The organism is Enterococcus sp. 5H, from assembly GCF_028128615.1.
Taxonomy (GTDB): domain Bacteria; phylum Bacillota; class Bacilli; order Lactobacillales; family Enterococcaceae; genus Enterococcus_L.
Map to the genome: position 1 here is coordinate 111,484 of NZ_AMDP01000002.1, position 26,242 is coordinate 137,725.

The window sequence follows — 26,242 nt, forward strand, 5'->3', positions numbered from 1 at the left end:
GGTTATCTCGTGGTGGAAAAAAAAAATACGATTATAGCAGATATTGAGGCTGGTCGGACGTCTTTGGGAATTGAATTAGGTTCTACTCGGATTAAGGCGATTTTAATTGGTTCGGATTATTCAGTGATTGGCGCTGGAAGTTATGATTGGGAAAATCAATTCGAAGCTGGTAATTGGACTTATTCTCTAGATATGATTTGGCAAGGTGTCCAAGCTAGTTATCAAAATATGGTAAAAGAACTTCAAGAAAGTTATGGAATTGCACTGAAAAAAATTGGTTCAATCGGTTTCAGTGGAATGATGCATGGTTATCTTGCATTTGATAAAAATGATGAGTTGTTGGTTCCGTTTCGAACATGGCGAAATTCTGGTACGGAAGCAGCTGAAGAAGAATTGACAGCATTGTTTCAACATAATATTCCGCAAAGATGGAGTATTGCTCACTTGTATCAAGCGATTTTAAATCAGGAAGATCATGTGTCGGAAATAAATTTTTTAACAACTTTATCCGGTTATGTCCATTGGAAATTAACGGGTGAAAAAGTTATCGGGATTGGTGATGCTTCAGGGATGTTTCCCATTGATCCTTTAAACAAAGAGTATGATGCTAAAATGATCCAACAGTTTAATCAATTAGTAAGCAAATATACGTATCAGTGGCAAATAGAGGACATTTTACCAGAAATATTGACTGCTGGACATGAAGCGGGAAAATTAACAAAAGCTGGTGCAAATCTCTTAGATCTAAGTGGGAACTTACAAGCTGGCATCCCATTATGTCCGCCAGAAGGTGATGCTGGTACTGGCATGGTTGCAACGAATAGTGTAGCAGTTCACACTGGAAATATTTCAGCCGGGACATCTGTGTTTGCCATGATTGTATTAGAAAAAGCCTTAAAACAAGTCCATTCTGAAATTGATTTAGTAACGACACCAACGGGTAGTTTAGTAGCAATGGTTCACGCAAATAACTGTTCTTCAGAAATCAATGCTTGGGTTAAATTATTTAAAGAATTTGCCCAGCTTTCAGGAAATAGTATGCAGACAGAACAACTATTTGAATTGTTATTTTCAGTTGCGCTTGAAGGTGATTTGGATGTAGACGGATTGCTATCTTACGGGTATTATTCAGGAGAAAATATTACGGGGATGAATGCTGGTCGACCATTGTTTGTTCGTACTCCTGAAAGTCATTTTAATCTAGCCAACTTTATGAGATTACATTTGTATTCAGCGTTTGGAGCCTTAAAAATTGGGATGGATATTTTATTAAAAGAAGAACACGTTCAAATCGATCAAGTCGTTGGACACGGTGGTTTATTTAAAACTAAAGAGGTCGGTCAAAGAATTGTTTCCTCTGTTATGAATGCCCCAGTTTCTGTTATGGAAACAGCTGGTGAAGGCGGAGCTTGGGGAATAGCGCTATTAGCCTCATTTATGCGTGAAAAATCGACAGATAAACCATTAGCCGATTATCTTAATGAGAATGTATTTATTAAGAATCAAGCAACGACTGTTATGGCAGATGAAAAAGACGTTCAAGGCTATGAAGTCTTTATTAAACGCTATAAACAAGGTCTGCCAATCGAACAAGCAGCAGTCGATCATTTAGTTTAGAAAGGGAGGGTTTGATTGTGTTAGAGCAACTAAAAGAAGAAGTCTTTCAAGCGAATTTAGAATTGCCAAAACATGGATTGATTAAATATACCTGGGGCAATGTCAGTGCTATCGATCGTAAACAAGGTTTGTTTGTCATAAAACCAAGTGGAGTAGACTATGAGACAATGTCAGCTGAGGATATGGTTGTTTGTGATCTAAATGGTAACGTTGTTGAAGGGAAGTTAAACCCATCTTCGGATACACCAACTCATGCCGTTTTATACCAAAAATTTTCTGAAATCGGGGGTATTGTGCATACACATTCAACGTGGGCAACTATTTGGGCGCAAGCAGGTTTAGATGTTCCGGCGATGGGGACGACACATGCCGATACCTTTTATGGTGCAGTTCCATGTGCCCGGTTTTTAAATCAAACGGAAATTGATAATGGTTATGAAGCAGAAACTGGCAATGTGATTGTTGAAACATTTATAGAACGAAGGCTTAACCCCATGGAAATCCCAGGCGTATTACTTCATGGTCACGGACCGTTCACTTGGGGGAAAGATGCAAAAAGTGCTGTAATGAATGCTGTTGTTCTAGATGAAGTATGCAAAATGAATCTTTTTTCAAGAGAGCTAAATCATTTTTCAGAAACACTGCCTAAACGAATTTTAGATAAACATTATTTACGAAAACATGGTGAAAATGCGTACTACGGACAAAAATAACTCAATTTAATGAAGGAGCGAAAATCATGCTAACAACAGGAAAAAAAGAATTCTGGTTTGTCGTTGGTTCCCAACACTTATATGGAGAAGAAACATTATTAGAAGTGAAAAAACATGCTGAAGAGATCGTAGCAGGCTTAAACAATAGCGGAAAACTTCCTTATCCAATTATTTTACAAGAAGAACTAGCGGTTTCAGCAGATGCTATTACAAAGATTATGAAAGAAGTAAATTACCGTGATGAAGTAGCTGGTGTAATTACTTGGATGCATACATTTTCACCTGCAAAAATGTGGATTCGCGGGACACAAATGCTGCAAAAACCGTTACTACATTTAGCGACACAGTATAATGAGAGTATTCCTTGGCAAACAATCGATATGGACTTTATGAATCTAAACCAGTCCGCACATGGTGATCGTGAATATGGCTTCATCAATGCTCGTTTGAAAAAAGGGAATAAAGTTGTAGTTGGGTATTGGCAGCGAGAATCTGTTCAGAAACAAATTGCTGAATGGATGGATGTTGCAGCCGCATTTGAAGATAGTTTTACGATAAAAGTTGCCCGGTTTGGTGATAATATGCGTCATGTTGCTGTTACTGAAGGCGACAAAGTAGAAGCACAAATTCAATTTGGTTGGGTAGTTGACTACTATGGTATTGGAGATTTAGTTGCTGAGATAGATAAAGTAACAGAAGCAGAAATCGAAGCAACTTTTTCTGAATACAAAGAACTGTATGACTTTGATTATGGTAACTATGAAGAAACTGTTTGGGTGAACCATGTCAAAGAACAAGCACAAATTGAAATTGGTTTACGTCGTTTCTTAGAAACAGGAAACTATTCTGCTTTTTCGACCAATTTTGAAGATTTGCATGGTATGAATCAATTACCTGGTTTAGCTGTACAGCGCTTGATGGCAGAAGGTTACGGGTTTGCAGGAGAAGGTGACTGGAAAACAGCAGCGATCGACCGTTTGTTAAAAATTATGGCACATAATCAAAATACTGGATTTATGGAAGATTATACCTATGAACTGGCACAAGGGCACGAAGCAATTTTACAATCTCATATGATGGAAGTTGATCCTACTTTAGCTGGAAATAAACCGAAAATTGTTGTTTCTCCTTTGACTATGGGGAATCGTAAAGATCCGGCACGTTTAGTTTTTGATGGAAAAGCTGGTGAAGGTGTTGTTGTTTCAATGGCTGATATGGGTACACATTACCGTTTATTGATAAATGCTGTTGACCTTTTTGAACCGACAGAGCCTGCTCCATATTTACCAGTAGCACGTGTTCTTTGGAAAGTAAAACCAAGCTTTGATGCTGGTGTTCGTACTTGGATTGAGAGTGGTGGTGGTCACCATACGGTTGTCTCATTAAATATTTCTGTAGAACAAATTATTACATGGGCGAAAATGGTTGGCCTAGAATATGTGGTAATGAACTAAAAAATCAAAGAGGTGGAGAAAAAAGTATTTAGCTCTAAGAAACTATAAGGAGCTGCTTTTTCTCACTGTTTATTTGAATTTAAATTATGGAGCAAAACCGGTTCTAAGTTTTGCTCCATAATTTTTTGATTATTAAAATAATTATTCGTTTAATCGATTATCGTACATTAGCTGGATTTGGATACCAAAAGGATCTTCCACGATTCCATATGCTTCACTAAAAACATTTTTATTTAGCGGCACGATGATTTTAACACGTTTATCTGTTAGCAAGTTAGTATAAAATTCTTTAATTTCTGCAAGATCAGCACTTTGAATACATAAAGAACAATTATTCCCCATTTTGAACGATTCAGCAGGATTCATTTGTTCCTCAGCGATCATTATTTTGGTTTTTCCAATTTGCAAAACTGAGTGTGAAATAAAATGTTTATTTTCATCAGTTAGAGCGAATTCCGGGTCTCTTTTCGCCATATCAGCATAAGTTACTAACAAAAGTTCCTTTGCGCCAAAATGTTTTTTGTAGAAAGATATCGCTTCGCCAGCATGTCCATTCATGGATAAAAATAATGCAACTTCTAATGTCATAGTGAATCCCCATTTCTATTGTTTTTGTTTACAGCTATAGTATACTAGTTAAAAGTGTCAAAATATGAAACCTTTGAAAGGGATAAAATGAAAAAAGTTGAACGAATCAATGACCTGTTGTTATTTTTAGCTGATAAAAACAGTTTTAATTTAAAAGAATTAATGGAAAGATACCAAATCTCAAAAAGTACCGCTTTACGTGATATTGAATCATTGGAAGAAATCGGTTTGCCGTTGTATTCAGAATTAGGAAGATATGGCAAATATACTATTTTAGATACAAAAATTGCTGCTCCGATCTTATTTACAGAAGGAGAAATGTATGCTCTTTATTTCTCGCTGCTGACACTTAATGGATACAAATCGATCCCGTTTGATGCAGAAAGTGATACTTTGGAAAAAAAATATCGGCATGTGCTGCCACAAAAACTTCAAGAAAAGCTCACGCTAATGAAGCAGGTTATCGTTCTTGAGCAAACAAACCATAGTCGAGCAAGTCGTCATTTAAAGGAAATTGTACAAGGAATTATACATGAGGCTGTTTTTGAACTGGTTTATTCCAAGGAAGGAAAAAATAAACAGTCAATCGTTCAATTTATTCAACTTACTTCGAAGTTTGGCCAATGGTATGCTAAAATTTGGAACTTTGAAACTGAGCAAATTCGCATAATCCGCTGTGATAAAATTAAAGATCTTCATTTAAGCAAAAAAAATACAGCAAAATCAATCAATGAACTTTTAAGTCAGATAGCAGATTTAAAAAAACGTAGCAGTGATATCCCGTTTTCTGTAACAGTTAACGAAAAAGGCAGCGATATTTTTACTAAAGAAAGTTACCCATCAATGAAAATGGAGCCTTTCCAAGAAAATTATCGAATTTCTGGTTCTTACGATACTTCTGAAGTAAAATTTATTGCTGCCTATTTTATTCGATTTGGAGAATCTATTTTATCTATAGAACCAGAGCAGCTAAAAGTACTGGTTACAAGAAAACTTAAATCACTGCTGACTCATTTTGAAACGATACAGTGAAACAAATAGCAAGACAGTTATTATAATATATGATAAGATATATACACTTACAAAAAGTAAGTTTTTGAGTAGAATAACCTTAATTTATGATTAAAGAGAATAGGTGATGGCATGGAGCATATTTTTGAAGAAGGACAAGCACAAGGAAAAAAATTATTACTACTTCATGGAACGGGTGGCGATGAGACCTCATTACTTGATATTGCTAATTATATAGCCGAAAAACCAACTATTCTATCATTTCGAGGAACAGTTCAAGAAGCTGGTATGAATCGTTTCTTTAAAAGAAATGGATTAAATCAGTTTGATTTAGTTAGTTTAGAAGAGGAAAGTGATCGACTATTAAATGAAATTATAATGATTAGTGAAGAAAAAGAGATTTCTTTAGAAGATTGGACAATTGTTGGCTATTCGAATGGCGCAAATATTGCTGCACATCTACTGTTGGAGCGAAATTCAAACCTTCAGCAAGCAATTTTATTTCATCCGATGTCTTTGGGTGTGGACACGCAAACATCTTCACTATCAGAAAAGAAAATATGGCTATCTGTTGGTCAAAATGATCCGATCGTGTCACATGAAGATTCACAAAGTTTGATTCAGCAATTAGAAAATAGAGAAGCTCAAGTGACTGTTTTAACTACTAATGAAGGTCATCAATTAACTTTAGAAGAAGTAAACCAAGCGAAAAACTGGTTGGATAAAAATTAATCCGCTAAAAGCGAATCGTTTGAAGACTGACATAATTGATGCTATGCTAGTTATGTACTATATAAAATAACTAGGAGGGATTTTCACATGGCAGATTTAAACGGACGCATTGATGACACAAAAGACAAAGTTGAAGGTACAGCTAAAGAGGTTCAAGGAAAAGTAACAGATGATAAAGGCAAAGAGCTTGAAGGTAAAGCACAATCAACATTTGGTGACGTAAAAGAAAAAGCCAGAGATGCCGGTGATGATATTAAAGAGGGAGCCGACAAATTAGGTGACAAAATCAAAGAAGGCTTTGATGATATCAAAGAAAAATTCCACAAGCATAGTGATAAATAGTAAGACTCTGTATATTTATAAATAAATAGCTGGAAAATACACAAGACAAGTATATGTTTTGTGTATTTTTTTGTTATAAACCCCATAATCCAGATTCGAAAGGAATTAAAAATGCATAATAAAGATATTTTAATCTCGTTTATTTGTTTTTTCTTTTTGGAAAAAATATTTGTCTTGATAAGGTTATTGATGTACAATTTGAAATGTCGAATTTTCTTTTTTTTTGATATTTTTTTAAAAAGATGAGAGAAATAACAATTGTATATAAGATATAATTATTAATGGAATAATATATACAAATGTTAAAAATCTGGAAAAGGAATGAGAATTTATGAAAAAATGGAAACACACGTTACTAGTTTCAACACTTGTTTTGGGTTCAGTACCCTATAATGCTGTAATTTCACCTAATCATGCAAGTGCTGCAGAAGTAGAAGATCAGACTGCTGAAAAATCAGTCGCAACACAACCTGATTCAACTGTGGAAAGTAACGCAGAAGAAGTTCAATCAGAAACTAGATTGTCTGAGAAGATACCTAATGCATCAGAAGTTTCACAAGTGGAGAATGAAAATGCTAACCCAGTTTTGAGTGAAAGTGTGAAGGAGTCTGGCGAAAATTCTAATAGTGAGATACTGCAAATTACTCCTAGAAGAACAGCTGATTTTATCCTAACCGTTGATGGGGTTGAAGAAGCACTTTTGCAGGAGAACTATATGCGAACAAATGTAAAAACTTTTACATTCGCTCGATCTGATAAGTATAACGAAAGATATGATTATATGATTAGTTTAAATGAAGTTCCAATAACAAGTGAAATTCCTGGTAATGTTGTTGATTTATCTGGCTATACAGATGAAGGGATTTATCTCATTGATTTAGCTGGTTATACAGCTCAAAATCGCGCAGATTCAGGGGAATTTTTTAACAACGTTCAGCGAACAGCATCCTCGGTCAATATCGATGGCGTGGTAAATAATCCGAATGAGGTTGTTAAAGACCCTACATCAATTGTGGTCGATAGAGATATAAATGATAATTATGGTGATTATACCTATAGTTGGGTAATTTCCGGAACCGACTTAGCAGGTAATCTTATTGAAATTAAAGGGGATAATACAGAGGTGAAACCTGAGGACTTGGCTTCTTTACCACCAGGTAATTACACAATTACCAATACAGTGAATGAAACTGTTCCGGAAGGATTCGCACCAGCTGAAATCACTGATATAACTTCAGGGGCCTTTAAAATGAGTGGTGGTTCCGTTGTAGTGGAACATATTTTACTTGATAAAGATGGAAATGAAACAGTTGATAAAACTGAAGGTCCTGAGTATGGCAGACTTGACGCGGATTATACAACGAGTTCCATTGATATTAAAGGCTACAAAGTTGTAGAGGAAAAGAAACCTGCAAATCAAAATGGAAAATATACAGAATCAGAGCAAATCGTAAAATACTATTACGAAAAAATCAAAACAAATATTAATGTTAAATATGTCGATGAGGCTGGTGTCGATTTACTGATAAAAGATCCGCTTACTGGGGATTATGGCGATCCTTATCAAACAACTAAGGAAGATATTTATGGTTATGAATTAGTGGCAAATCCAGAAAATGCATCAGGAAATTATACAGACCAAGATCAAACGGTCACTTATGTCTATAAAAAGAAAGCAACTCAGGTAAACGTACATTATGTTGATAAAAATGGTAATCCATTATCAGATGATACTTTGATACCTGGCGTTTTTGATAAGGATTATACTACAACACCTAAAGACATTCCCGGCTATATCGTAACAGTTGTTCCAAATAACGCGGTAGGAAAACATACCGTCGAACCAACAGAGGTTACGTATGTTTATGAAAAAATCAAAACAACTATCAATGTAGAGTATGTCGATGAACAAGGAAATCCTATCGCCACAGAGGAAACCATTCCAGGTGAATATGGAGATAACTATACAGCAGAACCAAAAGACATCCATGGCTATGAAATAGTAGAAAATCCAGAAAATGCGACAGGAACTTTCACAGATCAAGATCAAACAGTCACTTATGTCTATAAAAAGAAAGCAACTCAAGTAAACGTACATTATGTTGATAAAGATGGTAAGAAATTATCAGAAAGTACTTTAATAGACGGCGTTTTTGATAAGGATTATACTACAACACCCAAAGACATTCCCGGCTACATCGTAAAAGTTGTTCCAAACAATGCGACAGGAAAACATACTGTTGAACCAACAGAGGTTACGTATGTTTATGAAAAAATCAACACGAATATCCATGTAGAATATGTCGATGAACAAGGAAATCCTATTACTGAAGGAAAAAATATTCCTGGGGAATATGGGGATAACTACACGACAGAACCAAAAGATATTCCTGGCTATGACTTAGTAGCAGAACCAACTAATCCAAATGGAACTTTTACAGATCAAGACCAAACTGTTAAGTATGTCTACAAAAAGAAAGAAACTAAAGTAAATGTCCATTTTGTTGATGAAAAAGGCAAATCTTTAGCTGATGATCTCGTGAAAGACGGGTTATTCGATGATCCATATTCAACTGAACCAGCATCAATTCCGGGCTATATTCTAGTTGAAGTTCCAAGTAATGCTTCTGGAAAGCATACAGCTGACCCGACAGAAGTCACATATGTTTACAAAAAAATTGAAGCCCCAACTGTCAATGACACACTAGAAGGAGCAAAAACAGTAAGTGGTAAAGGGATGCCTGATTCTCAAGTAATTGTTACATTTCCAAATGGTTCAACGATAACTGTTGATGTCGATAAAGACGGTAATTGGCAAGCTGATGTTCCTGAAGATATTGTATTGAAAAAAGGAGATAATGTCACAGCTGTAACACTGGACCCTAAAACAGGGAGCACGTCAGATTCTGGTAAAGGAAAAGTTTTACCTCTCGTTACTAAATTACCTGATACTGGTACATCTGGAAACACAGAGAAACTAGTAGATCCTGCTAATCCTGCTAACACAAAAACGACGGCGAAAATCACTTCAAGTGATCCGCTAACTCGTTCGGCTAGTACTACAAAATCAGCTAGCGGTAAACAACTACCGAACACAGGTGAAGAAGCTGGAGCTTATGCAGTTAATCTTGGATTGTTCGCTCTGATTTTAGCTTTCTTTGGAAAATTGTTGAAAAAAAGAGAAACTGAATAAGACAATTTAATAAGCAAATAATGAGCGTGGAGCAAAACTAAAAACCAGTTTTGCTCCACGCTTTTAATCCGAATAAACGCATTTGTCTCCGTCTCTGTTTGTATATTGTGAACATAGTCATAATTTCCTTTATATGATAAAGTAGATTTAGAAAAATTCAATAGAAAGAAGGGATTGTCCATGTTCACTGACTGGCTCTTATCATTAGATGCTTGGCAACAAGCACTGGTGGGAACTGGTTTTACTTATTTTATGACAGCTTTAGGAGCAAGCTTGGTTTTCTTTTTTAAAGAAATCAAAAAAGATATTTTAAATATGATGTTGGGATTTGCTTCTGGCGTGATGATTGCTGCGAGTTTTTGGTCGTTACTTGATCCGGCGATAAAACAGGCTGAGGAAAATGGCAGCATTGCTTGGTTGGTGGTTAGTTTTGGTTTTGGTTTGGGCGGATTATTCTTATATATAGCGGATAAGACATTGCCACACATGCATTTTGGACCAAATCATGAAAAAGAAGGACTTCCCAGTCATTTAAAACGAACAATTTTATTGGTATTTTCGATAACGTTACATAATATACCAGAAGGTTTGGCGGTAGGGGTGGCATTCGGTGCAGCAAATTCGGCTGATGATCCACAAAAAGCAGTTTTAGCAGCAATTTCGGTAGCATTGGGAATTGGGATTCAAAATTTTCCCGAAGGTGCAGCTGTTTCGATTCCTTTGCGACAAGAAAATTTAAGTCGTAAAAAAGCCTTTATTTATGGGCAAGCATCTGGAATAGTTGAACCAATTGCTGGAATTATCGGAGCAGTGTTGGTGACTAAAGTAACTTTACTTTTACCATATGCATTAGCTTTTGCGGCAGGTGCCATGATTTATGTAGTTGTCGAGGAACTCATTCCAGAAGCGCAACAAACTGTGACAAGTAAACGTCATTTTGCTGTATTTGGTGTGATGTTAGGATTTATTATTATGATGATTTTGGATGTGGCATTAGGATAAAAAAAGTAGTAAAATTCAGTCGAATTTTACTACTTTTTTTATAATATACGCTCAAAAGGATCTAAACTAATTCCTTTTTCTAAAACGATTTTGGCATATTCCTGTGCAGAAAATAGAGAATGATCTTTATAATTTCCACATTCTTTTGCAGAAACTGCTGGTACAAAATCTGTTTCAACAATAAAATTCAAAACCTTCACTAATGCATCACGGATTTCTTTTGGTGAATGCTCATTCCACATAATCATATAAAAGCCAGTACGACAACCCATTGGTGAAATATCAATAATTCCTTCTAAATGATCGCGTAAGTTTACTGCTAATAAATGTTCCAATGTATGAACCGCAGCGGTAGGAAGCTCATCTTCGTTTGGTTGTAAGAAACGCAAATCGTATTTTTCGATTAAGACCTCACCATTTTTTTCAGTACCAGCTAAACGGACATAAGGGGCTTTTACTGTATTGTGATCTAATTCAAAACTTTCAACTCGTGCCATTATACACACTCCTTCATTTAAGTAAATGTCGCTTTTAACTATATCAAAACACCTTGGAAAGTCAATACTTATGGAAACAATAGTAGTCCAGAACTTTTGTTTTATAAAAATCTTCACTAAATAAAGAAAAATCATTTTACTACCTATGTAGTAAAAGCCAATATTATGGTAAAATGAAAAAAGCAACTTTCTTCAGGAAATTGAGAGGAGATCAATAAGTATGGAAAAAATGTATAATGTTGCCGTGGTAGGCGCAACGGGTGCTGTTGGCACAAAAATGATCGAAATGTTGGAAGAAACAACTTTACCATTGAAAAATGTTAAATTATTAGCATCAAAACGTTCTGCGGGGAAAGAACGTACCTTCAAAGGAAAGACATTAATTATTGAAGAATTAGTACCGGAATCTTTTGAAGATGTTGATATTGCTCTATTTAGTGCCGGTGGCGGCATTTCAAAACAATTTGCACCGGAAGCTGTTAAACGCGGAGCAGTTGTCGTTGATAATACGAGTCATTTTCGGATGGACCCTGAAGTTCCATTGGTGGTGCCTGAAGTCAATCCACAAGCATTAAAACGTCATAAAGGAATCATTGCCAATCCAAATTGTTCAACGATTCAAATGATGGTAGCACTAGAGCCAATTCGCCAAGCATATGGTTTAGATCGCGTGATTGTGTCGACTTATCAAGCGGTAAGCGGTGCTGGAATCAATGCGATGAACGAATTGAAAACACAAGCACAAGCTTATATTGATGGAACTCCGGCAGAGCAATTGCAAGCTGATATTTTACCTTGTGGCGGCGATAAGAAACACTATCCGATTGCATTCAACGCCTTGCCTCAAATTGATGTTTTTTCAGATGCAGATTACACGTATGAAGAATGGAAAATGGTCAACGAAACGAAGAAGATTATGGAAGATGACAGTATTAAAGTTGTTGCGACTTGTGTACGGATTCCTGTTTTATCTGGTCATTCTGAGTCTGTGTATATTGAAGTGGAAAAAGACGGATCTAACGTTGAGAAGATCAAACAGCTAATTGCTGAAGCTCCGGGAGCGGTTTTGCAAGATGATCCAAGTCAACAATTATATCCGCAAGCTTTAACTAGTATTGACCGCAAAGAAACATTTGTCGGCCGCATCCGTCAGGATATTGATATTGAAAAAGGCTATCACATGTGGGTTGTTTCAGATAACTTACTAAAGGGTGCTGCCTGGAATTCTGTTCAAATTGCAGAAACATTACATGAAATGGATTTAGTACGAGTTTAATTAAGGTTGGAGGAGAGTAAGGATGAATTTAGAGAATGCAACAATCATTACAGCAATGGTTACACCTTTTGACGAAAATGGAGCAATCGATTTTGCTAAGTTGCCCCAACTAGTGAATCATTTACTGGATAATCATACTGAAGGAATTATTTTAGCGGGAACAACAGGTGAATCACCAACATTGACCCACGATGAAGAAATCGAGTTATTCAATGAAGTTATTCGTTTAGTTGATGGTCGAGTACCAATTATTTGTGGTGTTGGAACCAATGACACACGAGATTCAGTTGAATTTGTAAAAGAACTTTCAGCTATTCGCGGAATAGATGCCGGCTTAGCTGTTGTACCTTATTACAATAAACCTAACCAAGAAGGATTGTATCAACATTTTAAAGCGATTGCTGAAGCAAGTGATTTACCAATCATTTTATATAATGTGCCTGGCAGAACAGTTGCGAGCCTTGATGTAGCAACTAGTTTGCGTTTAGCTGAGCTTGATAATATTATTGCTATTAAAGAATGTGCTGGTCTAGATGCATTAACTGAGTTGATAGAAAAGGCGCCAAAAGACTTTTTAGTGTATACTGGAGAAGACTCCTTAGCTTTTGCAACTAAAGCTTTGGGTGGACAAGGGGTAATTTCTGTAGCTAGTCATATTTTTGGAACTGAAATGTATGAGATGTTCCAAGCTTTGGATCAAGAAGAAGTTAAAAAAGCAGCAAGTATTCAGCGGCAAGTATTACCAAAGATGAACGCATTATTTTCAGTGCCTTCACCTGCTCCTGTAAAAGCTGTCTTAAATCATTTAGGCGTTTCTGTAGGTGATTTACGTTTACCTCTTGTATCTTGTACTTCTGAAGAAAAAGCGAAAATTTTAAGCATACTGGATTTTTGATTCGGTGTGAGAATATAGAGAGGTGAAATTAGTGAGTACAATAAAAATCGTTCCCTTAGGCGGCGTTCGTGAAAATGGAAAAAATATGTATATCGCAGAAGTGGAAGATGAAATTTTTGTACTGGATTGTGGATTAAAATATCCAGAAAATGAATTATTAGGAATTGATGTGGTTATCCCGGATTTTACGTATTTAGAGGAAAACATTGATCGTGTGGCAGGTATCTTCCTAACACATGGTCACGCTGATGCTATTGGGGCATTGCCATATCTTTTAGCGAAAGTTCATGTACCAGTATTTGGAACGAAGTTAACTGTCGAATTAGCAAAATTAAATGTTGAAGCTCATGCTGGGTCAAAAGATTTTGATGATTTTCATGTAGTTGATGCGCATACAGAAATAGATTTTGCACACGCGACGATTAGTTTCTTCCGTACCACACATACGATTCCAGATTCTATTGGAATCAATTTAAAAACTGCGGAAGGCAATATTGTTTACACTGGTGATTTTAAGTTTGATCAAAGTGCCATTCCAATGTATCAAACTGATTTTGGTCGGTTAGCTGAGATTGGTAATGAAGGAGTATTAGCATTATTAAGTGATTCTTCTAATGCAGAAAATCCAGCTCAAGTTGTTTCTGAATTACAAATTGCTGATGAAGTTTTTGATACTATTCGTTATTGGGAAGGCAGAATTATCGTAGCTTGTGTGGCCAGTAACTTACAGCGGGTCCAACAAGTACTAGATGCTGCTTACCGTTCTGATCGTAAAGTAGTTTTAACTGGACAAGATTTCCAACGAATCATCAATACAGCGATTGATTTAGATAAACTGAAATTACCGAGTGAAGACTTAATTGTCCCTGCAAAGGATATGAAAAAATATCAAGCAGATCAATTAGTTGTGCTGGAAACAGGAACCATGGGTGAACCAATTAAATCATTACAAAAAATGGCAAATGGCACACACCGTGTAATTAAAATTCAAGATGGTGATCTAGTTTATATCACAACGACACCAACAACAGCAATGGAGACAGCTGTTGCTAAAACAGAAGATATTGTTTATCGTGCTGGCGGAATTGTGAAGCAAATTTCTGATAATATGCGTGTTTCCGGTCATGCTAATCCAACTGATTTACAATTAATGCTGAATTTGATTAAGCCTAAATATTTTATCCCTGTTCAAGGTGAATATCGTCAATTAGCTGCGCATGCAGATTTAGCTCATGAAATTGGTATCCCATATAAAAATATTTTTATCACTGGGCGCGGCGATATTTTAGAATATAGCAAACAAAAAATGACTGTTGCCGGCAGCACTACTGCGGATAATATCATGATTGATGGAATCGGTGTAGGAGACATTGGTAATATTGTTTTACGTGACCGTAGAATTTTATCAGAAGATGGCATTTTTGTAGCGGTTGTCACGATCAATCGTCGTGAAAAACGAATTGTTTCACCTGCCAAAATTACTTCAAGAGGTTTTGTTTATGTGAAAACAAGCAAAGACCTGATGAAGGAAAGTGCTAATATTGTTACTGAGATTGTCGAAAAGCATCTTGAAAGTAATGATTTTGAGTGGAGCAAGTTAAAACAAGATATTCGTGAACAGTTGAGTCGTTACTTATTTGAACAAACGAAACGCCGTCCTGTAATTCTTCCAGTAATTATGGAAGCAACTCAGCGAAAAGGGCGTAAATCATCAAATTAGATTGAGCTAAATTTGAATTGTTAAAAGCTTAATTGCTACTAATTGAGGTGACTGAGAAATGACTTGCAAAGTTGTTTCGCAGTCATTTTTTAGTGGATGTTAAAGTATACAATTTTTTACAGATATTCTTTTTTTAGATACAATGAACTTGTGAGAATGGGGGGAAGAAAGAATGGAAAAGAAACAAGAAACTCGCTGGATTAAATTTCTGGGCGGGAAAAATCTATTATTTACTTTAGTAGCTTTAGTATTACTTGGAGCAGTGATTTTTATTTTTCATCAAGTTGGGTTTATTTTTGGTCCGATCGGGGTCGTTTTCAAAACAATTATAGGTCCAACAATTTTGGCTTTGATCTTATATTATTTATTTAACCCAGTTGTAAATTGGCTGGAAAAGCATAAAGTTAAACGTGTATATGGTGTTTCAGCTATTTTTGTTATTGTGATTACATTGATTGTTGTAGGAATTATTCTAGTTGTTCCGATCTTACAAAAACAAGTGGACGGATTAATTAAAAGTTTTCCTCAATATATGACGGACTTAGAAAAAATGGTCAGTGATTTCTTTCATAATTCCGCATTGGAAAAACCATTATCTAATGCTTTAGCAAGTATCCAAAAATGGTTTGATAATGTTTCAGATGGTATTGGCAGCTACTTTACCAAGGCAGTTGAAGGAGCTTCAACGGTTTTTTCAACTTTAACCGGTTTTGCATTAATAATGGTAACAGCACCGATTATCACCTTTTTCTTATTGAAAGACGATCAGAAATTTTTCGGTTTTGTTTTAAGTATTGTCCCTCCTCGTTTTCGAAATGATGCCAAAGAAATTGGGTCAACAATGAGTAGTCAAGTTGGTGCTTATCTAAAAGGGCAAATACTGGTATCGATTGCTATTGGGGTTTTAACTTTTATCGGTTTTTGGATAATTAAAATGCCTTATTCAGGAACGTTATCAATTATTGTGGGAATAACGGCAGTGATTCCTTATATTGGACCAGTTATTGCTTATGTTCCGGCTGCAATTGTGGCATTAATGGTTTCTTTTGGAATGTTTATTAAGATGTCAATAGTCTGGATGATTGTTCAAATGTTGAATGGTCATTTTATTGCTCCGCAAGTAATGGGTAAACGTTTAGTTGTTCATCCTTTAACGATTATTATTGTTTTGTTAGTGATGGGGGATTTGCTTGGGATGTTTGGACTGATTTTTGGAATTCCAATCTATGCTATTGCAAAAGTTTTGGTTACGTATGTATTTCGTAAGTTTAAACAACGTTATAACAGATATTATGGTGACAGCGGTGAATACGAAGATACTGAATTTTCAAAAGAAGATTATTTAGATGAATAAATAAAATTGATTGATCGGTTAGTTTATATAAGAAAAACTTATTTGCTAACAGAATCAATCTTTTTTTATATAAAAAAATTCGTATCTTTTGTATTACTTTTTTTAAGGAGTTACAATTTAATTAGTGAAGAAATAGAATTGAAAAGGAGGAATGCTTATGAAACGATTGATAAAAGTCGTCTTAGCGCTATTCATCTTTCTATTGTTCGTTGGAACGGTAGGATTACTTGGCGGATTAATTGAAATTCCGTGGGTCTCAGGAGAAGTAAATTGGCTTTTATTGAATTATCCTTGGCTAATTTCTTTTTTTAAAGGCATTTTAATTATTTTGGGTGGACTTTTATTTATTTGTTTAGTTGTCGTTTTATCAGTTTCTGGAGGGAGGAAGCGCTTAGTAATTAAAGACGGAAAAAATCGAATTGAAATTCTAAAAAGTACTGTGGAACAAGTAGCTGAAGAGGCATTTAATTCGACTGTCCATCCGGATAAAACCAAAATGAAGGTTAAAATTAAAGGCAAAGCAAAAATAGTGATACATCTTAGGATCGATGTGCTAAGTAAAGTACGTTTCCAACCAATCGCCGATGAAATTAAAGAACAAATGCAAACTGCATTAACTACGGCTTTGGAACCAATTGAAAATCAGGTATCGATTCATCTGAGAGAACAAGAGCCAACCAAGACATCAACTTTTGGAAAAAAACAATCACGAGTGATATAAGGAGGGAAAATTATGGATCAAGAAAAAAAGGAGCGTTGGTTTAAGCAACTTAAACCGTATCGCTTTCGAATTATTTGGTCAACGTTATTTTTCCTTATGGCTTTACTTATACTACTCATAGGTTTTTGGAAAACAGTTATTTTAATTGTTTTTGCATTCGTTGGCTATATTATTGGCAAGATGCGTGATGAAGATTTGGATATTTATTCCTTAATTGATACAGTGCGATCAATGATAGGGATTTAAATAGTAAGTTAAAGGAGAGGATGCAAATGGCAGAACCAGTACAAGAAAATTCAGGTGAGTTTAAATCAAAATTAACATTTGATGACGTTGTTATCAAAAAAATCGTTGGAGTGGTTATTTCAGAGGTTGATGGTATTTTAGGTTTAAGCGGTAATTTATTTACAGATTTTGCAGATCGCTTTAGAGACACTGGCGATATTACTAAAGGTATTGGCGTGGAAGTTGGCACGAAGCAAGTGGCTGTGGATGTATCAGTAATTTGTAAATATGATGTTAATATTTCTGAAGCTTTTGACCGAGCAGTAGAAAGAGTTAAAGAGGCCATCCTTTATATGACAGGTCTTGATCTGGTAGAATTCAATATGAACGTTGATGATGTCATGAACGAAGAAGAATTTTTAGAAAAATATCGTGGTAAAGATAGCAGTAATAATAACAATTAAATTGTACAAAACAATTTTCATTCTATTTTACAACAACAACGAAAAAATAATGGGCAAACAAAGCATTGATTGTTTTGTTTCCCATTATTTTTTATTTTTTTTCTAGTTCTAAAAGAAATTGCTTAATGCTAAGACCATCTTGTTCGGAACTTCCTAAGTAGCCAGTCAATTTTCCGTTTTTTCCAATAATACGGTGACAAGGAATAATGATTGGTAATGGATTTTTACTGTTAGCCTGTCCAATTGCCCGCACGGCTTTTGGTGAATGAACGGCTTGAGCGATTTCCAAATAACTGCGGGTTTCTCCGAAAGGAATCATAGTGAGGGCTTGCCAGACGTTTTGTTGAAATGGTGTACCCGTTTGGATAGATAACGGGACTGTAAAAGCTTGGCGTTTTCCAGCAAAATATTCTGCAAGTTCAAGTGCAGCTTGTTCAGTAAACGCATTTGTTTGATGTCCGATAATTTCGTGAAAAGAAACTGCTGTTAAGCCATTATTATCAGCATCTAACCAAATTGATCCGAAAGGAACCATAATTTTCATCTTGTTCTCTCCTTATTTCGTAGCTGTTGACTTTATTATACGCGATTTTTAGAATTGAGCAATAAGCTAAAAGAGTTGGATTAGCGACTTTCTGGTTAAATATGGTACTATATTTTTATAATTGAAAGAAGAGGGGCGATTTGTTGGAAGAGATCGTAATTTTTCATACGAATGATTTACACTCACATTTAGAAAACTGGCCCAAAATAAGAAGATATCTAATGAAGCAAAAAGAAGCATATAGCGATGCAGGGAAAACAGTTTTAACTGTTGATTTAGGTGATTTTATCGATAGGTGGCATCCGCTTACCGAAGCAACTAACGGTCAGGCAAATGTTGAATTGATGAATACAATTAATTATGATGCAGTTACGATTGGCAACAATGAAGGCGTTGGTAATTCAAAAGATCAATTAAACCATTTATACGACCATGGAAATTTTGATGTGTTGTTAGGAAATTTATTCGATTTAAAAACTAAAAAAGCTCCGAATTGGGTAAAACCTTACAAAATAATCGAAACAACAAACAAAACTAAAATTGGTTTAATCGCTTTAACTGCACCATTTCCGTTGACCTATAATCCAAACGGTTGGGATATTCGTACAGCAAAAGAAATACTACCTGAACTGATTAAAGAAGTTCAAGCAAAATGTGATATTTTAGTTTTAATGAGTCATTTAGGAATAGACGAAGATATTAAGATAGCGAATGATTATCCAGAAATCAATGTATTATTAGGTTCACATACACACCATTTATTTAAACATGGTGAAAAGATTAATCAGACGCAACTATCTGCTGCGGGTAAGTTCGGTTATTATATTGGTGAAGTTCATCTGACAATAGCTAGCGGGAAAATAATTCATAGTGAAGCCCGAGCGATTTCAACAGCTGATTTACCTGTTTTACCAGAAGATCAGGAAGAGATAGCAGACTATCTGGCGTTAGGACATGAATTATTAAAAAGTGAGGAAGTTGCTAAAATTACTCAACCTCTTCTAGTGGATTTAAATGCATCCGCCCCATTAATGATAACAACATTGCAAGCCTTAAAAGAAAAAGGGCAAACAGACGCAGCGATTTTAAACAATGGTTTATTTTTAACAGATATCCCTACTGGTACTGTGAACAAAGATCAACTACATGAAACGCTGCCACATCCTATGCATTTGATTCGGGTAACTTTATCTGGATTTGAATTATCGCGATTGGTAAAAGAGATGGAAAAGAATCGGCATTATCTACGTAAATTTCCAATTAGCGGGATGGGTTTTCGAGGAAAAGTTTTTGGTGAACTTTATTATGATGGACTCACGTATGATAAGGCTAGTCGGCAAGTACTTTGGCAAAACCAGCTTGTTGATCCAAGTCAAACTTATTCATTTACGACTGTTGATCATTTTATGTTTATTCCATTTTTCCCAACGATTGAATTAGCCGGTGAAATTGAATTTATTTTTCCTGAGTTTATCCGAACCGTTTTAGCAGACTACTTAAGTGAACACTATCCAATCCAATAAAAACAAGGTATAATAAAATCTAGGTGGTGAAAATATGACAGAAAAAGTAAAGAAACCATATAAATCAACTAAAACAACTAAACCAGTTAAACATAAAGAAACACAGGATAATACTTTAACTGAAGAAATTACTGCTGTTCTTGAAGAAATAAAAGATGAACCTGTCAAAGAAAAGAAAAAAGGCGAGATCGTTACGATAGTCGATGAAGAGAACATTACTATAGGCGATCGTCAGTATCTGATAGTTAAAAATCATCGTGATGCGTTTGATCCAGAGCGTTTAGGAGAACGTTTTAGCGATGTCCTTTCAAGATATGATTATATTGTGGGAGATTGGGGCTATGACCAGCTTCGTTTGAAAGGTTTTTTCAATGAATCAAACCGCAAAGCGAATCCGGAACAACGAATTGATACATTAGAAGATTATTTGTATGAATACTGTAACTTCGGCTGCGCTTATTTTGTACTAGAAAGAATTGGCGGAAAACGTGAAAAACAACAAACTCGCCGAAAAAGAACCAATAAAAAACCAGCAAATCAAAATCAACAAGCCCATACAGAGGAAAAACGTGGACCGGCAACGAATAAAACGAAACCGGTAATAAAAAACCGCAAAGAAAATGAGCCAAAAAAAGCGCCGGTAGCTAAACCAAAAAAATCAGCTGAAAATGGACGCTCATTTACTATTCGTCAACGTGAGGAGTAATTATTTGTGAAAAAGCATTATCAAGGATATTTAATCGATTTAGATGGAACAATTTATCTTGGAAAAGAAGTTATTCCAGCTGGTAAACGCTTTGTCGAAAGACTTCAGAAATTATCAATCCCATTTCTTTTCGTAACAAACAATACAACAAAATCTCCGGAAGCCGTTTCTTCTCGTTTAGCACAAGAATTTGATATCCATGTGCCGGAACAGACTATTTATACTGCAAGTCTAGCAACGATCGACTATATGAAAGAGCAAAATAAAGGTAAGCGAGTATACGTGATTGGTGAATCTGGGTTGATTGATCTGATTTTGGCTGCAGGCTTTGAATGGGATGAAAAACAGCCAGACTATGTAGTTGTTGGTTTGGATACAGAAGTTAACTATGAAAAATTCGCTATCGCCTCACTAGCTATTCGAAACGGCGCTGAATTTATTGGGACTAATCCAGATAAAAGTATACCGACCGAAAGAGGCTTATTGCCGGGAGCTGGTTCTTTTATTTCTTTAGTACATACTGCGACACAAACGAACCCTATCATGATCGGCAAACCAAATGCTGTCATTATGGATGAGGCGCTTAAGGTGATGAATTTAACAAAGTCAGATGTCTTAATGGTTGGTGACAACTATGAAACAGATATTCAATCAGGCTTGCAAAATGGCATAGATAGTTTGTTAGTATTATCAGGTTTTACACCAAAAGCAGCAGTTCCTACATTACCAGAAAAACCAACATATGTAGTAGATTCTTTAGATGAGTGGGACTTTTAGTAATGAAAGAAAAAAGTTGGATTTGGCGCGAGCGTGCTGGCATTTTATGTTTAATTTTGACCATCTTATCATTAAGTATTACCATAACAATTAATTTTAGACCACTGTATCAGTTTGATATCGGCTATTTAAATATTTTGGATGCTGTAGCAATGGATAAAGCAACACTACTGAAAAATTTTGGTGAGCTAATGTCTTATTTAAACAATCCGTTTAATCATACATTGCAGCTTTCAGATTTTCCATTCTCAAAAAGTGGTGCATTTCATTTTTATGAAGTCAAACGCTTATTTATGCTGTGTTATGGCGTTTTACTCGTAACTATCGTTCCAAGTATCTTATTTGTTCACCAATTGATTCAGAGAAAAAGAGTGTGGCGCTTAATTCGTCCATTTCAATGGGGAATGATTGTCCCAGTCTTCTTTGGAATTCTGATGGCAATTGGCTTTGATCGGTTTTTTGTAGCGTTTCACGGTGTTTTCTTTAACAATGATGATTGGCTATTCGATCCTGCGACAGATCCGATTATTAATGTGTTACCAGAGGGATTTTTCATGCATAGCTTTATCTTGTTTTTCATCGTATTAGAATTATTTTTTTTGATTGGGATTATTGCGGGAAAACGAGAATTAAAAAAATTATAGATAATTAGTGATTGTAGCTTTTATTAGTTGCAATCACTTTCTTGTTATAAAGGTGGCTTTGTTTTCTTAGAAAATATTATATTAAAAAGTTTTAATGAAGTTATTGACATAATAAGAAGGTGCCTTTATAATATAAAGCAGGTACCTGAATTAAAAATGAATTTATGGAGGAATCTATTATGGAAGAACAAACATTAATGGAACAGTTTTTAACTTTGCAAGCAATGATGCAACGATATTTTATGAATCGTCGAAGAGAACATGGTCCTTTTGGTAATCCTCATAGAGGACAAGGAAGAGTACTGAATCTTTTAAAATTAAAACCTGAGACTACGCAAAAAGAACTTTCTTATTTATTAGACATGCGCCCGCAATCTCTGGGAGAATTATTAGGTAAGTTAGAGAAAAAAGGTTATATTAGTCGTGAACCGCTGGAAAGTGATCGACGCGTAATGGTTATCAAATTAACTGAAGCTGGTACAGCAGCAGCCGATAATAGTCAACAAGAAGAAGAAACTATTTTTAATGTTCTTTCTGAAGAAGAGCAAGACTCATTTAAAGAAATTATGGGCAAATTACTAGAAGCTCTTGAGGCTGAAATTCCAGAAGAAGAGCGTGGACATCATGGACGTCGGATGCATGGACACGCTAGGCGCGGTCATGGTTTTGGCGGCGGACATGGACCGATGAATCCAGATTTTGATCCACGTGATCGTTTTAATTCACATGATTTTCCAAGTAGAGGGAAATTTGGTTTTAATCCATTTATGCGTGGTACTGAAGAAGATGATGAGTTTAGTGATTTTTAAAAATTTTTAAAGCAAGCTTTCAATTAAAGAAAGCTTGTTTTTTTATAAAATTTTTATCTAGTTTCGAAAACTAGATTGAATGTTTGTCGAAAAAATGTTAGAATGTTTTCATAATAAGAAGGAGGGGTATTGTGAATGGAATAAGCGGATCTCTTAGAGCCTGGGGTGAAGAATTAGTTGATGTTCATTTACCTAGATGGCATGAATTGCCTGAGATCGAATTATATATGGACCAAGTAATTACGCTGGTAGAACGCTATTTATCTCCAGTTATTCTGAAAGAAAAACATACCTTGCTGACTTCTTCAATGGTCAATAATTATGTCAAATTAGGTTTGATTCCAGCGCCAAACAAAAAACGCTATAATCAAAAGCATCTAGCTTTTTTAATTGCTATAACTTTATTAAAACAAGTTTTAACTATTCCTGAGATTAAGCAAGGTATTTTATATCAAGGAGCTGTAGACGGTATTCGTGAAGCATACAATTTATTTTGTGATGAGCAGGAAGCAGCAATTGCAGTGGTGATTGCGCAAGCATTAGGAACAGAACCACTTGCTGCATTTGAACGGCCAATATCAGTAGAATATATGGCAGTAAAAGGAGCAACATTATCTTTTGCAACCAAATTGTTTACTGAAAAAGTGATTGAGTTAGAACAAAAATACTTAGAAGAAAATGGAGAACAAAATAATGAATAAAGAAAAAATTGCTTTGCTCGTAGATTCGGGTACGGATGTTCCTCAAGAATTGATTGAACAATACGGGATGTATATGATTCCACTGCAAATAATTTATAAAGATCGAATTTATACGGATAAAGTAGATATTACGCCGGAAGAAGTCTATGAGCGCTTACCAATAGAAATTCCAAGTACATCTCTACCAGATGGTGAAACGATCACTAAGATTTTTGAAAAAATAAAAAATGATGGGTACGAAAAAGTTCTTGCGGTAACCATTTCAAGCGGATTAAGTGGTACGTACAATGTGGTGCGTTTGATTGCAGAAGAGGTTGAAGGACTGGATACCTTTGTTTTAGATACTAAAAATATCGGGATTGGTAGTGGATTACAAGCTATTGAAGCTGCTAAATTAATTGAAGCAGGTCTTTCTTGGGAAGAAATTAAGACGACCTTAACGAATAATGTTGCGAAAGCCAAAGTTTTTTTCAATGTTGCTACGTTGGAATATCTACAAAAAGGCGGAAGAATTGGTTTAGTTGCCTCGATTTTGGGTAATGCTTTAAAATTGAATCCAATTATTTCTTGTAATGAGGAAGGCGTCTACCATACTGTAGCAAAAGCGCGCGGTAGAAAGAAAAGTTTAGAAAAAACGTTTGAACTTGTGAAGTCCTTCGTTGGTGACCACAAAAAATTTGCTTTGGCGGTTGCGCAAGGACAAGCTTTGGAAGAAGCTGAAACTTTCTTTGAACGCTTAAAAGAGCAATTTCCACAAGTAGAAAAAATTTATTTTGGAACAATTAGCCCAGCTCTTGTCGTACATACTGGTCCTGGTTTATTAGGAATAGGAATTCAAATTTTAGATTAAAAAATAGTGCCAACAATAATGCCTGTTTTGTGCATTTTGTTGGCTATTTTTTTGACTTTTAATTATTATTATACTTACCTATTAGATTGAGATAACGCTCATCAAATTTTCTCTTAATTTAATTGGTAATATCATGAAAATTTTCATGAATGTGTTATCATAAGTATGAATAAACTGAAAGGAGGAATATAGATGAAAAAAGCAATAGCAGAATGTATTGGTACATTTATTCTAGTTTTCTTCGGAACAGCTACGGCAGTTTTGGGTAATGGGATTGAAGGTATAGGTACAACAGGAATTGCACTAGCTTTCGGGCTGACGATTATTGCAGCGGCGTATAGTATTGGTACTGTTTCAGGAGCGCATTTAAATCCGGCAGTTTCAATCGGAATGTGGTTGAACGAAAGAATCTCAGTGACAGAATTAGTTTATTATATTGTAGGTCAAATTATTGGTGGTTTAATCGCTTCATTTGCTTTACTTTCAATTTTAAACGCTTCTGGTAAAGATACAGCGAATCTAGGGCAAAATGGTTTTGGCGATTTGAGCGCTATGGGAGCATTAACAATAGAAATTATTTTAACATTTATTTTTGTATTAGTTATTATGACTGTGACAAGTTCTAAAAAAGGTAACGCTAAATTAGCTGGAATTGCAATTGGATTAACTTTAACAATGGTTCATTTAGTGGGTATTCCATTAACTGGTACCTCAGTTAACCCAGCAAGAAGTATTGCTCCAGCAATTTTCGCTGGTGGCGAAGCTTTATCTCAATTGTGGGTATTTATTGTAGCACCTATTATTGGTGGTTTATTAGCTGCTTTAGTGGCGAAATACTTGCTTGATACTGAAGCATAATCAAAAAGTTCTTACCGATCTGTGAAGCAAATCGGTAAGAACTTTTTTTGTTTTTAAAAAAATGTAATCTTTTTCTGTTCAGTATCTACTGTAGCTTGATCACCAATCGGGATTGTAAATATTGGCTGAGTATGACCAAAATTCATATTATAAATAACAGGAATTTCACGAAGTAAAGGGTATTTAGCTAAAATTGCTAAAAGACGTTCTTCCGTCATCTCAGTTTCTTTAGGAAACCGTCCAATTAGAAGTGCTTTTGGATGTTCAATCACTTGTAATACAGCAGATAAACCACGTGCAAAATCATGATAATCATCTTCTTCAGCATTTTCTACAAATAAAATAGATTGATCTGGTTTAGGTAAGAACCGAGTACCTAATAGTAATTGAAAAGTTCCTAGATTTCCACCAAAACAAGTACCAGTAACTGGCTCAGAATGATTATATATTTTCCATTCATTTGCATGTAGGTTTCTATCAGAATTCGGCAGATACCATTCATCTTGACTCCAAAAATCAGAGGCAGTTACTTCAAATGTTTTTTCATCAGTGACGGCATGTAAAAAATTTTCAGTTTGATAGTCTTGCAATTCATCCATTTGAAAACTTGAAAAATGTGGACCTACGTAAGTTAAAATCTTTGTTTTAGCTGAAATAGCATTACATAATGCAGTAATATCACTGTAACCGCAAAAAATTTTAGGGTGGCGTTTAATTAATTCAAAATCTAAATATGGGAGTAACTCATTACTATTAAAGCCTCCTATAGCGCTCAAGATACCTTTAACATTTTCATCAGCAAAAGCTTCGTGTAAATCTTTTACTCGGCTCATAATAGAAGAAGAACCAAGTTCATCTTGTTCATAAATATGTTCAGAAAACGTGACTTTAAAGCCTAAATCAGTCAGTCTTTTTTTTGCTAACTCAATTCCTGGTTCTGATAAACGTAAAAAACTGCTGGATGGGGCAATGACTCGAATCTCATCGCCTGTTTGTAATCGTGGTGGTTTCATTATTATCGCTTCC

27 protein-coding genes are annotated in these 26,242 nt (G+C 35.3%); 23 read left to right on the plus strand and 4 right to left on the minus strand.

What is annotated here, in order from left to right; genetic code table 11:
• Positions 1 to 12 precede the first annotated feature (12 nt).
• The 3 genes from C240_RS00685 to araA are packed head-to-tail and all read left to right on the plus strand — an operon-like array spanning position 13 to position 3,784.
• Positions 13 to 1,617 (plus strand): xylulokinase, encoded by a 1,605-nt coding sequence (locus tag C240_RS00685; protein WP_442896565.1) that lies wholly within the window; start codon positions 13 to 15, stop codon positions 1,615 to 1,617.
• 17 nt (positions 1,618 to 1,634) lie between these two features.
• A complete protein-coding gene (locus C240_RS00690) occupies positions 1,635 to 2,330 on the plus strand; it encodes an L-ribulose-5-phosphate 4-epimerase (RefSeq protein ID WP_271489329.1) in 696 nt (231 codons plus the stop codon).
• Between the two features lie 26 nt (positions 2,331 to 2,356).
• Complete coding sequence (araA, locus tag C240_RS00695; RefSeq protein ID WP_271489331.1) at positions 2,357 to 3,784, plus strand: L-arabinose isomerase; 1,428 nt, start codon at positions 2,357 to 2,359, stop codon at positions 3,782 to 3,784.
• A 141-nt stretch (positions 3,785 to 3,925) separates the two neighbouring features.
• Here araA and C240_RS00700 read toward each other — a convergent pair whose 3' ends face one another.
• Positions 3,926 to 4,372: a VOC family protein gene (locus tag C240_RS00700; RefSeq protein ID WP_271489334.1), complete on the minus strand. Its 447-nt coding sequence runs from the start codon at positions 4,370 to 4,372 to the stop codon at positions 3,926 to 3,928.
• Between the two features lie 87 nt (positions 4,373 to 4,459).
• Between C240_RS00700 and C240_RS00705 the strand changes: the two genes are divergently transcribed.
• The 5 genes from C240_RS00705 to C240_RS00725 all read left to right on the plus strand — a co-directional run bounded on the left by C240_RS00705 (position 4,460) and on the right by C240_RS00725 (position 10,652).
• Positions 4,460 to 5,404, plus strand: coding sequence for a helix-turn-helix transcriptional regulator (locus C240_RS00705; RefSeq protein WP_271489337.1), 945 nt, complete (start codon positions 4,460 to 4,462; stop codon positions 5,402 to 5,404).
• Between the two features lie 111 nt (positions 5,405 to 5,515).
• On the plus strand, positions 5,516 to 6,115 hold the full coding sequence (locus C240_RS00710; protein ID WP_271489339.1) for an alpha/beta hydrolase: 600 nt from the start codon (positions 5,516 to 5,518) through the stop codon (positions 6,113 to 6,115).
• An 87-nt stretch (positions 6,116 to 6,202) separates the two neighbouring features.
• Positions 6,203 to 6,457, plus strand: a complete 255-nt coding sequence (locus tag C240_RS00715) for a CsbD family protein (RefSeq protein ID WP_271489342.1) — start codon at positions 6,203 to 6,205, stop codon at positions 6,455 to 6,457.
• Positions 6,458 to 6,788: 331 nt separating this feature from the next.
• Positions 6,789 to 9,650 (plus strand): MucBP domain-containing protein, encoded by a 2,862-nt coding sequence (locus C240_RS00720; protein WP_271489344.1) that lies wholly within the window; start codon positions 6,789 to 6,791, stop codon positions 9,648 to 9,650.
• A gap of 180 nt (positions 9,651 to 9,830) precedes the next feature.
• A complete protein-coding gene (locus C240_RS00725) occupies positions 9,831 to 10,652 on the plus strand; it encodes a ZIP family metal transporter (protein WP_271489348.1) in 822 nt (273 codons plus the stop codon).
• Between the two features lie 38 nt (positions 10,653 to 10,690).
• Here C240_RS00725 and C240_RS00730 read toward each other — a convergent pair whose 3' ends face one another.
• A complete protein-coding gene (locus C240_RS00730) occupies positions 10,691 to 11,149 on the minus strand; it encodes an S-ribosylhomocysteine lyase (RefSeq protein ID WP_271489351.1) in 459 nt (152 codons plus the stop codon).
• A 220-nt stretch (positions 11,150 to 11,369) separates the two neighbouring features.
• On the opposite strand from C240_RS00730, the gene C240_RS00735 reads away from it, so the two are divergent.
• The 7 genes from C240_RS00735 to C240_RS00765 all read left to right on the plus strand — a co-directional run bounded on the left by C240_RS00735 (position 11,370) and on the right by C240_RS00765 (position 17,804).
• The gene (locus C240_RS00735; protein ID WP_271489354.1) at positions 11,370 to 12,425 is read left to right on the plus strand and encodes an aspartate-semialdehyde dehydrogenase; all 1,056 of its coding nucleotides are present in this window, start codon (positions 11,370 to 11,372) and stop codon (positions 12,423 to 12,425) included.
• 22 nt (positions 12,426 to 12,447) lie between these two features.
• Positions 12,448 to 13,320, plus strand: a complete 873-nt coding sequence (gene dapA, locus C240_RS00740) for a 4-hydroxy-tetrahydrodipicolinate synthase (RefSeq protein ID WP_271489357.1) — start codon at positions 12,448 to 12,450, stop codon at positions 13,318 to 13,320.
• Positions 13,321 to 13,351: 31 nt separating this feature from the next.
• Positions 13,352 to 15,040 (plus strand): ribonuclease J, encoded by a 1,689-nt coding sequence (locus C240_RS00745; RefSeq protein ID WP_271489359.1) that lies wholly within the window; start codon positions 13,352 to 13,354, stop codon positions 15,038 to 15,040.
• A gap of 172 nt (positions 15,041 to 15,212) precedes the next feature.
• Positions 15,213 to 16,394 (plus strand): AI-2E family transporter, encoded by a 1,182-nt coding sequence (locus C240_RS00750; RefSeq protein ID WP_271489362.1) that lies wholly within the window; start codon positions 15,213 to 15,215, stop codon positions 16,392 to 16,394.
• A gap of 157 nt (positions 16,395 to 16,551) precedes the next feature.
• Positions 16,552 to 17,115, plus strand: a complete 564-nt coding sequence (gene amaP, locus C240_RS00755) for an alkaline shock response membrane anchor protein AmaP (RefSeq protein ID WP_271489364.1) — start codon at positions 16,552 to 16,554, stop codon at positions 17,113 to 17,115.
• 12 nt (positions 17,116 to 17,127) lie between these two features.
• The gene (locus C240_RS00760; RefSeq protein WP_271489367.1) at positions 17,128 to 17,361 is read left to right on the plus strand and encodes a DUF2273 domain-containing protein; all 234 of its coding nucleotides are present in this window, start codon (positions 17,128 to 17,130) and stop codon (positions 17,359 to 17,361) included.
• 26 nt (positions 17,362 to 17,387) lie between these two features.
• Positions 17,388 to 17,804, plus strand: a complete 417-nt coding sequence (locus tag C240_RS00765; RefSeq protein ID WP_271489370.1) for an Asp23/Gls24 family envelope stress response protein — start codon at positions 17,388 to 17,390, stop codon at positions 17,802 to 17,804.
• 91 nt (positions 17,805 to 17,895) lie between these two features.
• On the opposite strand, the gene C240_RS00770 is transcribed toward C240_RS00765, so the two are convergent.
• Positions 17,896 to 18,348 (minus strand): methylated-DNA--[protein]-cysteine S-methyltransferase, encoded by a 453-nt coding sequence (locus tag C240_RS00770; protein WP_271489371.1) that lies wholly within the window; start codon positions 18,346 to 18,348, stop codon positions 17,896 to 17,898.
• A 143-nt stretch (positions 18,349 to 18,491) separates the two neighbouring features.
• Between C240_RS00770 and C240_RS00775 the strand changes: the two genes are divergently transcribed.
• The 8 genes from C240_RS00775 (at position 18,492) to C240_RS00810 (ending at position 25,216) form a co-directional block, all read left to right on the plus strand.
• On the plus strand, positions 18,492 to 19,871 hold the full coding sequence (locus C240_RS00775; RefSeq protein ID WP_271489374.1) for a bifunctional metallophosphatase/5'-nucleotidase: 1,380 nt from the start codon (positions 18,492 to 18,494) through the stop codon (positions 19,869 to 19,871).
• A 34-nt stretch (positions 19,872 to 19,905) separates the two neighbouring features.
• Positions 19,906 to 20,577 carry a YutD family protein gene (locus C240_RS00780; protein WP_271489377.1) on the plus strand — a complete coding sequence of 224 codons (672 nt, stop codon included), beginning with the start codon at positions 19,906 to 19,908 and terminating at the stop codon, positions 20,575 to 20,577.
• Positions 20,578 to 20,583: 6 nt separating this feature from the next.
• Positions 20,584 to 21,354 carry a TIGR01457 family HAD-type hydrolase gene (locus C240_RS00785; RefSeq protein WP_271489380.1) on the plus strand — a complete coding sequence of 257 codons (771 nt, stop codon included), beginning with the start codon at positions 20,584 to 20,586 and terminating at the stop codon, positions 21,352 to 21,354.
• 2 nt (positions 21,355 to 21,356) lie between these two features.
• Positions 21,357 to 21,998, plus strand: a complete 642-nt coding sequence (locus tag C240_RS00790; RefSeq protein ID WP_271489382.1) for a TIGR01906 family membrane protein — start codon at positions 21,357 to 21,359, stop codon at positions 21,996 to 21,998.
• A 179-nt stretch (positions 21,999 to 22,177) separates the two neighbouring features.
• Entirely contained in the window at positions 22,178 to 22,807 is a 630-nt protein-coding gene (locus tag C240_RS00795) for a MarR family winged helix-turn-helix transcriptional regulator (protein ID WP_271489384.1), read from the plus strand.
• 131 nt (positions 22,808 to 22,938) lie between these two features.
• Positions 22,939 to 23,508, plus strand: a complete 570-nt coding sequence (locus C240_RS00800) for a DUF1836 domain-containing protein (RefSeq protein WP_271489386.1) — start codon at positions 22,939 to 22,941, stop codon at positions 23,506 to 23,508.
• The gene (locus C240_RS00805) at positions 23,501 to 24,358 is read left to right on the plus strand and encodes a DegV family protein (protein ID WP_271489389.1); all 858 of its coding nucleotides are present in this window, start codon (positions 23,501 to 23,503) and stop codon (positions 24,356 to 24,358) included. Before C240_RS00800 ends, C240_RS00805 begins: the two co-directional genes overlap by 8 nt.
• Positions 24,359 to 24,550: 192 nt before the next feature.
• Complete coding sequence (locus C240_RS00810) at positions 24,551 to 25,216, plus strand: MIP family channel protein (protein WP_271489392.1); 666 nt, start codon at positions 24,551 to 24,553, stop codon at positions 25,214 to 25,216.
• A gap of 53 nt (positions 25,217 to 25,269) precedes the next feature.
• Here the strand turns inward: C240_RS00810 and C240_RS00815 are convergent, their stop codons facing one another.
• Positions 25,270 to 26,229: a S66 family peptidase gene (locus tag C240_RS00815; RefSeq protein WP_271489395.1), complete on the minus strand. Its 960-nt coding sequence runs from the start codon at positions 26,227 to 26,229 to the stop codon at positions 25,270 to 25,272.
• Between the last annotated feature and the right edge of the window lie 13 nt (positions 26,230 to 26,242).

What these genes read in the sequence shown, in the direction of transcription:
- araA (WP_271489331.1), top strand. Translation starts at nt 2,357, where the DNA reads ATGCTAACAACAGGAAAAAAAGAATTCTGGTTTGTCGTTGGTTCCCAA.
- C240_RS00700 (WP_271489334.1), bottom strand. Translation starts at nt 4,372, where the DNA reads ATGACATTAGAAGTTGCATTATTTTTATCCATGAATGGACATGCTGGC.
- C240_RS00705 (WP_271489337.1), top strand. Translation starts at nt 4,460, where the DNA reads ATGAAAAAAGTTGAACGAATCAATGACCTGTTGTTATTTTTAGCTGAT.
- C240_RS00710 (WP_271489339.1), top strand. Translation starts at nt 5,516, where the DNA reads ATGGAGCATATTTTTGAAGAAGGACAAGCACAAGGAAAAAAATTATTA.
- C240_RS00715 (WP_271489342.1), top strand. Translation starts at nt 6,203, where the DNA reads ATGGCAGATTTAAACGGACGCATTGATGACACAAAAGACAAAGTTGAA.
- C240_RS00720 (WP_271489344.1), top strand. Translation starts at nt 6,789, where the DNA reads ATGAAAAAATGGAAACACACGTTACTAGTTTCAACACTTGTTTTGGGT.
- C240_RS00725 (WP_271489348.1), top strand. Translation starts at nt 9,831, where the DNA reads ATGTTCACTGACTGGCTCTTATCATTAGATGCTTGGCAACAAGCACTG.
- C240_RS00730 (WP_271489351.1), bottom strand. Translation starts at nt 11,149, where the DNA reads ATGGCACGAGTTGAAAGTTTTGAATTAGATCACAATACAGTAAAAGCC.
- C240_RS00735 (WP_271489354.1), top strand. Translation starts at nt 11,370, where the DNA reads ATGGAAAAAATGTATAATGTTGCCGTGGTAGGCGCAACGGGTGCTGTT.
- dapA (WP_271489357.1), top strand. Translation starts at nt 12,448, where the DNA reads ATGAATTTAGAGAATGCAACAATCATTACAGCAATGGTTACACCTTTT.
- C240_RS00750 (WP_271489362.1), top strand. Translation starts at nt 15,213, where the DNA reads ATGGAAAAGAAACAAGAAACTCGCTGGATTAAATTTCTGGGCGGGAAA.
- amaP (WP_271489364.1), top strand. Translation starts at nt 16,552, where the DNA reads ATGAAACGATTGATAAAAGTCGTCTTAGCGCTATTCATCTTTCTATTG.
- C240_RS00760 (WP_271489367.1), top strand. Translation starts at nt 17,128, where the DNA reads ATGGATCAAGAAAAAAAGGAGCGTTGGTTTAAGCAACTTAAACCGTAT.
- C240_RS00765 (WP_271489370.1), top strand. Translation starts at nt 17,388, where the DNA reads ATGGCAGAACCAGTACAAGAAAATTCAGGTGAGTTTAAATCAAAATTA.
- C240_RS00770 (WP_271489371.1), bottom strand. Translation starts at nt 18,348, where the DNA reads ATGAAAATTATGGTTCCTTTCGGATCAATTTGGTTAGATGCTGATAAT.
- C240_RS00780 (WP_271489377.1), top strand. Translation starts at nt 19,906, where the DNA reads ATGACAGAAAAAGTAAAGAAACCATATAAATCAACTAAAACAACTAAA.
- C240_RS00790 (WP_271489382.1), top strand. Translation starts at nt 21,357, where the DNA reads ATGAAAGAAAAAAGTTGGATTTGGCGCGAGCGTGCTGGCATTTTATGT.
- C240_RS00795 (WP_271489384.1), top strand. Translation starts at nt 22,178, where the DNA reads ATGGAAGAACAAACATTAATGGAACAGTTTTTAACTTTGCAAGCAATG.
- C240_RS00805 (WP_271489389.1), top strand. Translation starts at nt 23,501, where the DNA reads ATGAATAAAGAAAAAATTGCTTTGCTCGTAGATTCGGGTACGGATGTT.
- C240_RS00810 (WP_271489392.1), top strand. Translation starts at nt 24,551, where the DNA reads ATGAAAAAAGCAATAGCAGAATGTATTGGTACATTTATTCTAGTTTTC.
- C240_RS00815 (WP_271489395.1), bottom strand. Translation starts at nt 26,229, where the DNA reads ATGAAACCACCACGATTACAAACAGGCGATGAGATTCGAGTCATTGCC.